At 46.6% G+C, this 13,450-nt stretch carries 13 protein-coding genes; all 13 read left to right on the forward strand.

Features of this window, described 5'->3' with window-relative positions; genetic code table 11:
- The first annotated feature begins 2 nt into the window (after positions 1–2).
- The 13 genes from kaiB to QUB77_RS20080 all read left to right on the forward strand — a co-directional run bounded on the left by kaiB (position 3) and on the right by QUB77_RS20080 (position 13,331).
- Complete coding sequence (kaiB, locus tag QUB77_RS20025; protein ID WP_006632119.1) at positions 3–317, forward strand: circadian clock protein KaiB; 315 nt, start codon at positions 3–5, stop codon at positions 315–317.
- A gap of 347 nt (positions 318–664) precedes the next feature.
- Positions 665–2,227 carry a circadian clock protein KaiC gene (gene kaiC, locus QUB77_RS20030; RefSeq protein ID WP_333068315.1) on the forward strand — a complete coding sequence of 521 codons (1,563 nt, stop codon included), beginning with the start codon at positions 665–667 and terminating at the stop codon, positions 2,225–2,227.
- Positions 2,228–2,465: 238 nt separating this feature from the next.
- Entirely contained in the window at positions 2,466–2,702 is a 237-nt protein-coding gene (locus tag QUB77_RS20035; RefSeq protein ID WP_333180396.1) for a hypothetical protein, read from the forward strand.
- Positions 2,703–2,811: 109 nt separating this feature from the next.
- Positions 2,812–3,168: an EAL domain-containing protein gene (locus QUB77_RS31840; protein ID WP_445251783.1), complete on the forward strand. Its 357-nt coding sequence runs from the start codon at positions 2,812–2,814 to the stop codon at positions 3,166–3,168.
- A 120-nt stretch (positions 3,169–3,288) separates the two neighbouring features.
- Positions 3,289–4,104, forward strand: a complete 816-nt coding sequence (locus QUB77_RS20040) for an alpha/beta hydrolase (protein ID WP_333180397.1) — start codon at positions 3,289–3,291, stop codon at positions 4,102–4,104.
- Positions 4,105–4,109: 5 nt separating this feature from the next.
- On the forward strand, positions 4,110–5,726 hold the full coding sequence (locus QUB77_RS20045; RefSeq protein ID WP_333180398.1) for a diguanylate cyclase domain-containing protein: 1,617 nt from the start codon (positions 4,110–4,112) through the stop codon (positions 5,724–5,726).
- Between the two features lie 248 nt (positions 5,727–5,974).
- Positions 5,975–7,408, forward strand: a complete 1,434-nt coding sequence (locus QUB77_RS20050; RefSeq protein ID WP_333180399.1) for a hypothetical protein — start codon at positions 5,975–5,977, stop codon at positions 7,406–7,408.
- Between the two features lie 160 nt (positions 7,409–7,568).
- Positions 7,569–7,943 carry a hypothetical protein gene (locus tag QUB77_RS20055; RefSeq protein ID WP_333180400.1) on the forward strand — a complete coding sequence of 125 codons (375 nt, stop codon included), beginning with the start codon at positions 7,569–7,571 and terminating at the stop codon, positions 7,941–7,943.
- On the forward strand, positions 7,936–8,538 hold the full coding sequence (locus tag QUB77_RS20060) for a hypothetical protein (protein WP_333323335.1): 603 nt from the start codon (positions 7,936–7,938) through the stop codon (positions 8,536–8,538). Before QUB77_RS20055 ends, QUB77_RS20060 begins: the two co-directional genes overlap by 8 nt.
- Positions 8,535–9,044, forward strand: coding sequence for a hypothetical protein (locus QUB77_RS20065; RefSeq protein ID WP_333323337.1), 510 nt, complete (start codon positions 8,535–8,537; stop codon positions 9,042–9,044). Before QUB77_RS20060 ends, QUB77_RS20065 begins: the two co-directional genes overlap by 4 nt.
- 142 nt (positions 9,045–9,186) lie before the next feature.
- Positions 9,187–9,840 (forward strand): hypothetical protein, encoded by a 654-nt coding sequence (locus QUB77_RS20070; protein ID WP_333180596.1) that lies wholly within the window; start codon positions 9,187–9,189, stop codon positions 9,838–9,840.
- A gap of 142 nt (positions 9,841–9,982) precedes the next feature.
- Positions 9,983–10,468, forward strand: a complete 486-nt coding sequence (locus QUB77_RS20075; protein ID WP_333180595.1) for a hypothetical protein — start codon at positions 9,983–9,985, stop codon at positions 10,466–10,468.
- Positions 10,469–10,604: 136 nt separating this feature from the next.
- Positions 10,605–13,331 carry a DUF5906 domain-containing protein gene (locus tag QUB77_RS20080; RefSeq protein WP_333180594.1) on the forward strand — a complete coding sequence of 909 codons (2,727 nt, stop codon included), beginning with the start codon at positions 10,605–10,607 and terminating at the stop codon, positions 13,329–13,331.
- Positions 13,332–13,450 lie beyond the last annotated feature (119 nt).

Consider the following 13,450-nt stretch of genomic DNA (forward strand, 5'->3'; position numbering starts at 1 on the left):
TCATGAGTCCTCTGAAGAAAACCTACGTTCTGAAGCTGTACGTTGCGGGGAATACTCCTAACTCAGTGCGAGCTTTGAAAACCCTAAAGGACATCCTAGAACAAGAATTTCAAGGTGTCTACGCGCTGAAAGTCATAGATGTTCTCAAAAATCCTCAGCTAGCAGAAGAGGACAAAATATTGGCAACCCCCACGCTGGCCAAAATCCTGCCGCCGCCGGTGCGAAAAATTATTGGCGATTTGTCCGATCGTGAGAAAGTTCTGATAGGATTAGATTTGCTCTATGAAGAACTTCGCGAAGAAGACCTGAATTCATAAGATAATCAGGTAAGAGTCAGTCGATTTTAGATTTAAGACTTCGGTTTGGCGTGAAACGTTCGGCGAGCGCGAGCGTCGAAGCGTCGAGTCGCGCGAGCGTCGAACGATTTTAGATTTTAGATTTACTCAACAGATGAATCTGGGAGGTTGAACAAAAATCTAAAATTTTTATCTTTCCACGACAGCAGTACGTGGCACGGTATCGGTTTTTGGGCGGGGTCATTAGTCAGCAGTCAGCATTCATTAGTTATTGAGCAAGAGCCAAAACTAAAAGCTGGGTACAAAGACTCATGATCGGCGGTTAATGAGTGACAACTAAAGAATACTGAGAGTTGACAAAAATCGACATGAATGAAATTAGTCAAACGGTTAAACGAGAAGGATTGGTAACGGCAGGAGTTGAAAAAATTCGCACGATGATTGAGGGTTTCGATGACATCAGTCACGGCGGAATGCCGCTCGGCAGAACCACCCTAGTCAGCGGCACATCAGGAACGGGAAAAACTTTATTTGCCGTACAATTTCTCTATAATGGAATTACGCATTTTGACGAAGCAGGAGTTTTCGTAACTTTTGAAGAATCTCCGACAGATATTATTAAAAATGCTTGCAGTTTCGGTTGGGATCTGGCACAGTTAATCGAGGAAGGCAAGCTATTTATTTTGGATGCTTCCCCCGATCCCGAAGGTCAAGATATCGTAGGAAATTTTGATTTATCAGCCTTAATCGAGCGAATTCAGTACGCCATTCGCAAGTACAAAGCCAAGCGGGTTTCAATAGATTCTGTTACCGCCGTATTTCAGCAGTACGATGCTGCATCGGTGGTGCGCCGAGAAATTTTTCGCTTAGTTGCCCGCCTCAAACAAGTCGGAGCAACTACAGTTATGACGACGGAACGGGTGGAAGAATACGGCCCGGTGGCTCGGTTTGGAGTGGAAGAATTTGTGTCGGATAATGTGGTGATTGTTCGCAACGTATTGGAAGGAGAACGCCGCCGCCGCACCATCGAAATTTTGAAGTTGCGCGGTACAACTCATATGAAGGGCGAATATCCTTTTACTATGACTAATGACGGAATTAATATTTTCCCATTAGGGGCGATGCGATTAACTCAAAAGTCTTCCAACGTGCGGGTTTCTTCGGGCGATAAAACTCTCGATGAGATGTGCGGTGGTGGCTTCTTCAAAGACTCGATTATTTTGGCTACGGGTGCAACGGGAACAGGCAAAACGCTCTTGGTGAGCAAGTTCTTGCAGAATGCTTGTATGAACGGCAATCGGGCGCTGCTGTTTGCCTATGAAGAGTCGCGAGCTCAGTTGTTCCGCAATGCTTATTCTTGGGGCATTGATTTTGAGGAAATGGAACAGAAAGGAATGCTGAAGCTGCTGTGTACTTACCCGGAATCTGCCGGTTTGGAAGACCACTTGCAGACTATTAAATCAGAAATTGCGGAGTTCAAACCTTCTCGAATTGCTATAGACTCGCTGTCGGCCTTAGCTAGAGGTGTCAGCAATAATGCTTTCAGGCAATTTGTGATCGGAGTGACAGGTTTTGCGAAGCAGGAAGAAATAACCGGCTTTTTTACGAATACAAGCGACCAGTTTATGGGTTCTAATTCGATTACGGACTCCCATATTTCTACGATTACTGACACGATTATTATGTTGCAGTATGTAGAGATTCGAGGAGAAATGTCGCGGGCAATTAATGTGTTTAAGATGCGCGGTTCGTGGCACGACAAAGGAATTCGGGAATACACAATTACTGAAAGAGGCCCACAAATTAAAGATTCGTTCCGTGGTTACGAACGGATTATCAGCGGTTCTCCGACTCGGATTACGATTAATGAGAAGAGTGAGCTATCGCGGATTCTCCAGGGTGTGCAAGGTCAAGACGATGAGGATATTTGAGGGTTAGCAGTAATTCATCGTTGTTAAAAGTAGGTTGGGTTGAGCTAGGAAACCCAACTTTTTTAATTTGAGGGGTTTGTGAATATTTATAGCAACCGCGACAATGTTTTACAGGTTCTTAATTGCGGAAATAGGAGCTTTTATTGCCTCTCGAACCCAATACCTATAGTTTTTACACAGCAACAATACCTTGGGTCAAATCCCATACCCTGGGGATCGCAAATCTCTTGAATTGTGCTTGGAAAGCAAATACTTGCTGTACGATCAACCTCAGCTCGATTGGCAAACAGGTAGCCTTGCTGGTGTTAAAGTTATACTAGGAGTGTATTCTCCTGAACTAGGTTGGATTCATCGCCCTCGATGTATTGCCATCGCCGAAAAAACTGGATTGATTTTGCCCGAAGAGCAAATGGATTTTAGAGCAAGCTTGCTGGCAATATCAGCAGTGGCTAGCAGCAGGATTAATTCTGCCTAATATCGCGGTGAATCTGTCGGCACGTCAACTCAGCCAACCGACTTTAATCGCTAAGAGCGATCGCATCCTTGAGCGCACCGATACGAAGCCAAAATATCTATAGCTAGAGATTACGGGAACGGCAATGAGGCTTAATGTTGACATTACATACCATGTTTTGAACCAATTATCAAAGCGTGGTATTGGGATTTATGTCGATTATTTTGTGCCTGGCTATGCTGTTTTTAACAATCTGAAAAATTTTCTGGTCAAGTCGCTCAAAATTGATCCCTCACTTGTCCGCGATTTAGCCAGCGTTGGGAGCGATCGCTCGCGGAATTGCCCAACCCATAGTTGTAATCACACATGGCTTAAATCTGAGCACAATTGCCGAAGAAATCGAAACCCCAGCGAAATGGGAATAGTTACAAGCGATCGCCTAGGAAATTGGGCAGCATTATATGTTGAGGAAGCCAGTCATGGCTGAGGTTGCCACTCAATTAATCCGACATCCTGAATTGTTGTCTACCAGTATGTGGAATCAGCAATCCTCCCTCATCAAAGCGCGCAAAAGTCTTATAATTAATTTAATGCTCGTGTCGCTCAAATGACTAAAAAATTTTTTTTACGGAATAATATAAAAGTGTTTGGACAAGGCACCCAGACGATGATGTTTGCTCATGGATTTGGGTGCGATCAAAATATGTGGCGTTTCGTAACACCGGCTTTCGAGAAGGACTACAAAATCATCCTATTTGATTATGTAGGTTCGGGACAGTCTGATATTAGTGCCTACAGTTATGAACGGTACAGCGACCTCAATGGCTATGTTCAGGATGTCCTCGATATTTGTAAAGAATTGGCGTTGACGGATGTGATTTTTGTCGGTCATTCGGTCAGCAGTATGATCGGCATTCTGTCCTCAATTCAAGCTCCTAATTACTTTAATCGCCTGATTTTCGTAGGGCCTTCACCCTGCTACATCAATGATTTACCAAATTATTACGGAGGGTTTGAGCGCAAAGATATTGAGGATCTCCTCGATATCATGGAGAAAAATTACATTGGTTGGGCAAGCTTTCTGGCGCCAATGGTGATGCAGAATCAGGACCGTCCTGAGTTAAGTGAGGAACTTGAGACAAGTTTTTGCTCCACTGATCCGGTGATTGCAAGTCGCTTTGCGGAGGTAACTTTTTACTCTGACAATCGCAGTGATTTACCCAAGGTATCAGTACCTTCACTGATATTGCAATGCGCTGATGACGTGATTGCTCCCACCGAGGTAGGGCATTACCTTCAGCGCCACCTGCCTAAAAGTAGGCTACGGCTGATGAAAGCTACGGGACATTGCCCGCACCTGAGTCATCCACAAGAGACGATCGACATGATTAAGGAGTATTTGAGTGCACCTCATACTACCTGATTTGTATGGCAAACATGACCTACCAGATAGACGAGCTACTCAACACGTCACCCTGTGGATTCATCTCGTTTGCTGACGATGGTACGATCCTAATGGTCAACGCCACATTACTGCAATTACTCGGATACGAAACCGATGAACTGCGGGAACGGAAAATGGACTTTATTCTGCCAATGGCCAGCCGGATTTTTTTTCAAACCCATTTCTTCCCCCTGTTGAAGCTCGACGGTAAAGTAGAGGAAATTTACTTCTCATTAAGGTCAAAGGAGGGTAGTGATATACCTATGCTGATCAACGCTGTGCGTCGGAATCAGGGAGGAAACTTCGTCAACAATTGCATCTTGATCTGTATCCGTCAGCGTATCCTATACGAAGGTGAAATTATTAAAGCAAAAAAAGCAGCAGAGGCAGCTACTCTCGCCCAAAAGCAAGCGGAAATTGCTCTGCGGCAACAGTACGACAAGGCGATATTACTTCAAGAGATTACTCAACACATCCGTCAATCTCTTGATTTGTCTACAATTTTTGAGATTGCTTCGCAGGAGATTCGCTTGTTTCTTGATGCCGAGCGCGTCGGCATATTTAAGTTCGATCCTGACAGTAATTTTGGATATGGTGAGTTTGTTTCAGAATCCGTAGGCGAAGGATGTAAATTGGTAAGCAGAAATCAATTTAACGACCCGTGTGCTGGTGAACAAGGTATTGATTCATATAAAGAATGGAGAATGCAGGTAGTTCAAGATATCAATAAGATGGACCTTCAACACTGTTACCGCGCTCTTTGGAAACAATTTCCGGTTCGGGCTAATTTAGTTGCGCCGTTGCTCAATGGACAAGATTTGTGGGGGTTGTTATGTATTCATCAATGTTCTGCTCCTCGGCAATGGGAAGAATTTGAAGTTGACCTTGTTAAACAGATTGCTAATCAGTTAGCGATCGCCATTAAGCAAGCGGATATTTTTCAGAAGTTGCAGAAGGAATTGGCAGAAAGGCAGCAGGCCCAAGCGCGCATGAGAGAAATTAATCAACAACTGGCACTTTCTAACGAAGAGCTAGCCCGCGCTACTCACCTCTTAGAACAAGTGGTAAATATTGATGGGTTGACTCAAATTGCTAATCGCCGCTGTTTTAATGACCGTTTAGAGCATGAATGGCAGCGGCTATACCGAGAACAAAAACCTATTTCTCTTTTGTTGTTTGATGTGGATTATTTCAAACGTTATAATGATTGCTACGGTCATCAAATGGGGGATGATTGTTTGTTCAAACTTGCTCAGACTGTGCAAGAGGTGGTGTACCGTCCGGCGGATTTGGTGGCGCGTTACGGCGGAGAAGAATTTGCCATCATTTTGCCTAATACAGATCTTGAAGGAGCGAGTTCGGTGGCCCAACGAATTCACGCTGCTATTAAAGCTTTACATATTCCTCACAAAACCTCTGATGTGAGCGATGTTGTTACTATTAGTATGGGTATCGCCAACTTGATTCCGATGTCGGAACAATCATCGGCTGACTTGATTGCGATCGCCGATCGTTCACTGTACCGTGCTAAGGAACAGGGGCGGAATCAGTCCGCGACCTGCGACTACAGGGGCGATTCGATTTTTGACACTGACGCTTAAATTACAATAATTGAGACCGAGGGCAAAAATTTGTCCCCGGTCTCTCAAAATCAGTCATTTGATAAATTTAAATGAGCACGGAGGGATTTGAATCAAAGCCTCGCTCTTGATTTACGAGTTTCCGTCGTTCTAGCCATTTTTTGCACCCACTCTGAAAGTCTTGTTTTTGATGTGAGCGAACAGTGAGCGACTTGCTGTAGGGTAAGTGCATCAGTCAAACTCAGCACTGTCAGAGTAGGGAGCGAAAGATGAGCGAAAAGTCTAATCCTGTCACGGTAAGTACCTCCGCAGACTACCTTATTGGTTACGAGCGGATTCTAGACTACTTCCAACAAGCACAGAAAGAATGTCCCAAGGGCGTAGGGCTAAAAAGAGACAGGAAAGCTAGCGGTGGTTACATAACGCTGCAATTCAAGTTAGGTGACAAGCGTGTCAACAGAACCTGTGGGTGCTACCTGACGATGCAAGGTATTACGGATGCTCTGAGAAAAGCTCATCTAGTTGCTAGCGCTTTGCAATCATTCTCTAGCGAGAGCCGATTTTTAGCCTGGTATGATGATGTTATTTTGGATAAAAACGTTATCAAAAATGATTTGATGACGTTTGGTGAGGCGATAGCAAAAGTAGAGAAAGAATACTGGGAAGGACGCACTAAACGCCGTCAACAACGTGACAGAAATAATGCTAGCCATCAAAGCTCCTGGGGGTGTGTTTACGGACAATATTTTAAACTGTTGCCCCGGGAGGCGGTTATAAACTCGGTAGATGTTTTGTCGGTCATTCACATTAAAAAGCCAGGAACTAAATGCTTTAAGAACTGCTTGTGTGCCATGAAAAAACTAGCTGAGACTATTGGCGATACTGAGTTGCTATCTAGACTTAAAGAAATTGACGGTACGCAAACAGAATTTCGGGAAGACCTTCAAACCTTGTCAGTGGATGATTTTCTCAAGCTTCGCATTCAGGTTCTCAGTGTCTCAGATGATAAGCGATACCATCTGGAATCACGCAAACGGTGGCTGTGGGTGTTCTCAATGCAGATGGTGTATGGCTTTCGGGTTCACGAAGTGTTCGCTATTCAGAACATTGACAAACCTTTTAAAACAAAGGATGGCGTTATTATCCCAGCACTGACTGAGTTAAATAACGTAAAGATGATTGCTGTAGTGGGTGACAAAACATTACTCGACACGACAACCAAAACAGGCTACCGACTGTGTGTGCCGATGCTTCCCCCTACCCATCCTGACTTGATAGAGTGCCTAGAAATTAAGTCAGGTAAATTGCCTGAGATTGGAACGTTCTCAAGTAACCCGAAAACAATTGCTGGACTGTATAGTGACCGCGCACAAAATATCTTAAGAAGGTGGAATAAAGGTTTTACTCAAACTCACGCTTTACGCCATCTAGCTAATCTCAGCGGTCAAATGGCTGGAATGTCTCAGGAAACAAGAGCTAAAAGTTTGGGGCATTCACCGCAGATGAATGAAACTGTTTACAAGCGTCGCGCCAACACTGAGACAACTATTGATTTATTAACTCAGTCTACGAAGGAAGCTATTCCTTTGGGTAGTGCAATTGGGGTACTTAAACAGTTAGGTAGTGATGTGAAAAGTATCAAACTGCTAGCCGCTATTTACGGCATTACTCCCCACGAAGTGATGGAGTTGCTGGCCGAATAATTTGAAACAAAACTTTACACTCCCGGTGTTGACAAGGGATTGTAAGTCTGCAATCGTGAGTAACTAAGGAAGATTGATGCGCGACTGACTAGCACTGGAAATGCTAATCAAGTCACGACTTCCCCAACCGTTCGTCTACAACGCTTGGAGCCGATAAATTATGACATTTTTAGACGATCGTCTTTGCGGACGATCGCAACACTTTACATTTCCCCGTCGCGAGTTATTGCAAAAAATCGCATCGGCCACTTTGCTATTTTTTGCACCGCGTAGTCAGCCAGTTAATCCAATCCCTGAAAAATATCCCCAGTCCCCGTTTAACATTGGCGACAAAGTAGCCGACTACTGGACTGATGAATTTGACAACGAGTGTATCGAGTACGGCGAAGTGGTTGGTTTTTGCTGGCATCCTTACGAAAAAACTTGGGCTTACCTCATTAATTGGACAAGTGGACAAGGGCCAGAATCTATGTATCCCTGTTTTGACGAGCGATTGGTTGTTGGTGGTGATTTGAGGCTTGTCAGTCATGACTAAGCCCGCCGTCAACTACCGTCGCATTGACCAACTCAGGGCGATCGCCTATGACCGTGGCTTCTCCAATGAAGACGCCAGACAGTTCGGGAAGCTTTCTAAAACTGCTACATGGGAAGCGCTGTTAGAACTGTACCTCGTTGACGGTGAATCGCTTGACACAGTGAATGTAGACACTGTAGACGAGACATCTGAACCGCTAGACACAGTGCCAGAAGGTATACAAGCAGTCGCAAACAGTCGCAAACAGTCCGACTGTTTGTATACCGGGAGTCAATCGCTTGACACAAGTGAAACAGTCGCAAACAGTCGCAAACAGTCCGACTGTTTGTACACCTTGAGTGAACCACTAGACAAAGTGCTAGACAGTGTAGACAGCATTGATTGGACTAACGACGGTTCATTCCCTGTGTGCGGTTTCACCCGCCAAACTTCCACTAGCTTTTTAGACTGGGTTGATTTTGGGCAACTCATCGCACTCGTTCTCGCATCGGCGGGAGTGTTTGTGCTGGCTATGTCCATGTGGCGTCAAATCAACCCCCTGAATTTATTTCCCCCAGTCCGCGTAAACATTCAAATCGGAGCTTCAAAATTATGAGCTTACAACTGCGACTGTTCGGCGGTAATTCCGATGCCGGAAAAATCACTGCTGGCAACGACGGCGGACACGCGATCGACAAATCAAAAGTTTTGCAAGCAACCGCGCCCGGTGTAATTACCCCACTAAATCCCGGCAATTTTGATTCAATCCGTACCGCCCCGATTGTGCCAGCCCCGCGTTACTTCGATCGGGATGAAGCGGACAGACTCAAAGAATTAGCCAAAGAGAAAACCGACGGCGCTCGACAGTCTAAACGCGCTTATCAGGCTCTGGGCAAGATTGAAGAAGCGGACGCTAAGGTGCACAAGGAACACAGAAAATACGAGGGTGCTGTAGCCGATAACGAACTTAAAAAAGTTCGCAGCAATGCCAGCTTAGCCAAAAAGTTGCACGGACTCCGACCGGGATATGCTCGCTTGGGACTAGGAATTGATAAAGCCGAGAATGATGCACGGACTCGCATTGATGCAATTAAAGCCAAGCTGACGGCGGGGGCAAACTAATGAGAGCGATGTATCTGGCAAACTATTTTGTCGCCGGGTGCATCGCTTCCTCCCTTCTGGGATGGGTAGCGAGTTTGCATCCGATGGCATTTAGGGCGGTGACTTTTCTACTTACAGCGCTCGGAATTATCTGGGCGATAGCGTGGCTCCTGGACTACTCTTTGAGCCAGTTTCTAAAGATATCAATTCAACAGTTGCAGGCAGTGCTGACAAGCGTTCTGGCGGTTCTAGTCGTTGGTTTGGGGGTATTTCTATGCTCTTAAAGCTAATAGTTTTATCGAGCGCGAGTTTGACGCTTTGGCTGGCTCCTTTGGTGGCATTAGATAAGCGTATTGGCTGGCACAAATTCACGCAGGGCTTAAGCCTGGGTGTCGCTGTGGCTTGTGCGGTATCGGCTGGTAATATCGCCCGTCGGTTGGCAGAGGATGCGGAAATAGAAGCGCTCAAAATCCGTGCGATTAAGGCAGATGTTGAGGACGAGATAGCCACCGAGGTCTATGTAGCTCAGAAGCAGAGGCAACAGGAAGCCGAAGCGCTGCTCAATCCCGTGGAACATCTCGAACGCGCTCTAGCACTGACTTGTAGCGAGGAAGAGCAACTAGAACCCAACGTTCAAAAACAGCTAGCTGAACCCGAACAGAACGGCGAAATAGAACGCGGTGAACGAGCGCTGCAACTCAAGGCAAAAGGATGGGGCAAAGCAAAAATCATCCTTGAGGTTTGGGGAGTGTCCAAAGGCGGCTCCCAGAAATACAAAGATGCTGAGGCCGAATATAAGCGACTGATCGGGGAATAAGGGGAGCGATTCGAGCGCGGGTTCCAAACCCGCTCTGCGAGGCGCTCGTCGAATGCTTTTACCTTTAAACCCGACGAGTGAGTTTTTTTTCGTTTCCGGTTCGTGTTTTTTTCGTTTTTAGGGCGAGGGGTAAAATAAAACGATGTGCTTAAAGTGTTCGGCAGAGAAGAAAAAACTTGTAGAGCTGGCAGAGCGATTAACAGTTCGCGGCGTCCTCGGTGGCAAACCGTTGACGTTTCATTTGGCGCGTGACCGAAAGTACAAGGCGAACAGCCTAGCGCTCTGGACAGTTTTGATTCAGGTTTCTAACGAACAGCTTCTGAGCCAGCTCAAAGACAGGCGGAGCATGGACAAATCTTTTGAACACCTTCTTTGGGGAAACGGTCATCTCCTGTGGTCGCTCCGCAAAGTAAAGTATTGCTCCATCAAAGCTTTTTTCGACAAAAACCCTGACACGTTTCGGCGTTTCCTTGCAAGTCGGACTACACTCCGAAACTTCCTCAATCGTTTACTGCTGTCGCAGCCCGAACCTTCTTGCAATGGCCCGCCTAAAGGTTTTGTGCCGCTTCCCGATGCCGAAATAGGTGGCTGTGCTCGCAACGACAGCTTAATCGCACCCGCAGTCTAACTCGCGGGGCGGTCTCTCCTATGCTCTAAATTTTCAACAAATTCTAGACACCAAAAAACCGCTGCCAGTAATTGAGACCTACGCGCAACGGTTTTAGGTAATTCACCCATCTCTTAGAAAGACGAGACAAATCATCATGTCCCATAATATTAACTCGAATGACGGGCAAACTTCAAGCACCCGTGGAAATCTGGTTCGTGTAACCAAAGACAATCCTTGCCTGCACTGTGGCAAGTCTGACTGGTGCTACTCCATCGGCAATTTATCAGTCTGCAACCGCGACCAACCGCCCGCTACTGGTTGGGAGGCTACAAGTAAGACTGACCAGGACGGTCACTACTTCTACGCGCCAGTTCAAGAAAAGAAAGCTATCCGCCCCGCTCAGACTCGCTACTGGCACTACCCAGACCGTGACGGCTTAGCGCTTGTCAGGGTGCGCCGAATCGATAACGGCAAAGACCACAAGAAGGATATCAAGCAGCAGCACTGGGACAAAGAAAAGAACGACTGGGTGATGGGACTGGGTAACGTTCAACGTGCCAGCATCCCAATTTACCGCTATCCCGATATCCAAAAGGCGATCGCAAACGGTGACTACATTTTCATCGTTGACGGCGAGCAGTGTGCCGATGTTTTTTGGGATTTAGGTTTGGCCGCTACCACCAGCATCGGCGGCGCTGGAAAATGGCGAATCACTGACACAAGCGATTTACAGGGTGCGAAGGTTGTTATTTGTCCTGACCGTGACATACCAGGAGTTGAGGATGCGGCCAAAATTTCCGAGCACTTCCCAGAGGCTCAGTGGCTGTACTGCTACCCCGACTCCTGGGCTTGGGATAATCTGCCAAAAAGTCAGGGATTGGATGTCAAAGATTGGATTGACGAGAAAAAACTCAGTGCTCAAAACATACTAAATTCCCTAACTCCTCACCCGCGCACGCGAGAAGAAGTAGTATGCCAGAAGTATGACAGTAGCGCGAATAACTACATTCCAGACATAGCGCCGACTGCACAGCAAAACTACATACAGAAGGCAGAGGCTGCGCTTTATTCGGAGGGTCACTGGAAATCAATTGGGGGGCAACTTTATCAATATGTTGGCAACCATTATGAGCTACGCCCAGATGTTGAAGAAAAACGTCGCATTGGCAATTGGCTAAACACTTACTCGGAAAAATCCAAGAGTGGTGTTTGGGTTCACAACCGAGCTAAGCCTAGCTATGCTGCCGAAGTTCTTGCTTGGATTATTAATCAAAAGGGCGTTCATCAAGACAACATAAACCCCGATGGTCTGAATTGTTCTAACGGGGTATTGAAAGTTAATCCTGACGGTTCTCACTCGTTTGTGCCACACGACCCTAACCAGGTCTATACCTATGTCGGCTGCAAGTATGACCCCGACATCGACCCGACTGATTGCGATCGCCTTCTGGAATGCTTGGAGCCGTCGCAGCGTGAGATATTTTTGAGGACGGCCGCTGCTGCGTTGAATTTGAAGCTTGTGCGCTCGAAGTTGACGGGGCGGGGCGTTAAAGGCTTGCTGTGCTACGGCGAGGGAGCTAACGGCAAAGATACCCTGCGGGCTGTGTTGGCCGCTGTTTTTGGGCGGGGGATGACTGGTAAGTCGCTGGCAGATTTCAAATCCTACGACACCGGCCGTAAGTTCTCGCTGGCGGGGATTGAGGGAAGCATCTGTAATTGGGCTTCAGAAAACACAGCAAACGTAAACCTAGACACCATTCAGAGCCTTAAGCAATTAATCACAGGCGACCCGATCGATATTGAGCGCAAAGGCAAGGACGGCTACGAATACAAACCGGTCGCTATCTTCTTTGCCAACTGCAACAAACTACCCTCCATCACTGGGGGGACGGCGGCGATTGATGACCGTTACGGCATCTTGAGCTTCAAGAAAACTTACAAGCACGGCGCTGACCCGTCTCAGGGAGAGTTAGAGGCTGACCCGCGTTTTAAGGATGATGAGAAGTTTATCCTTGAACGGATTGCGCCGGCGATGCTCAATAAGATGTTAGAGCGGTTGCCACTCCTATTGACTGAAGGTATTGACTACAACGCGACTCGTGAGGCGATGCGGGAAGCTCAGGAAGAGAGCCGCCACCTCTGGCAGTTTGCCCGCGAGGTTGGTTTGGAAGTTCAGGCCGGCGGGCGAGTTTGGGTTACAGATTTGTGGCAGCAGTTACAGGACTGGTATGTAGAATCTGGGATTTTAGAGATTGAGGACACTGGGGAAAAGAAAAAGCCGAAGTTCATTTGGAATGAGCTTTCTAATAAATACGATGCCCCCGTGAAAGCTGTAAATCAGTTGTACTCAAGGTTGTGCGAGATTTTCCCCAAGGTGACAAAACATCGTTGCGAAGACCGCGACAACCCAGAACGGAGAGGGCAAAAATATTTACTGGGAATTGGTTTTATACACAACCATACCAGAAGTCATAAAACTGGGTTGGCAGAGTTGGCAGTAGACACGGCAAGCGTTACAGGGTTGGCAAGTGAGTTGGCAAAAAATTCTGCCAACCCAGTTGCCAACTCACAAACCCTTACAGAGAGCGCTGCCAACCCAGCCAACCCAGTTTCCTCACCTTTTACCCAGATATGTAATTTACTCTCTCAACTGACCGACAGCGAGCGGCAAAAGTTGACAGAAATGCTAACCCAGCCCAAGACTGTAAAAGCCAAGAAAGGACTCCGAGTCCGTTACATCGGGACAAAGTACACCGAACAGCTAGCGGGTCTAGAGTTGGTGGTGCAGGATATTGACCAATACCGACAAATTACCTGTTTAAAGCCTGACGGACGTTTTACTACATGGCTTGACCCCAAGGACTTAGAAGCCGCTGACTAATGACTCAAGCTCATCCCCCTTAACTGGGGGATTTTTGTGTCTACAAGTAAAGCCAGACAAATCCTTAAGGGCGAAAAGTCATCGTGTCAGACAATGCAGAAGAATGCGTATGCGATTGA

It is taken from the genome of Microcoleus sp. AT9b-C3 (assembly GCF_036705485.1).
Taxonomy (GTDB): domain Bacteria; phylum Cyanobacteriota; class Cyanobacteriia; order Cyanobacteriales; family Microcoleaceae; genus Microcoleus.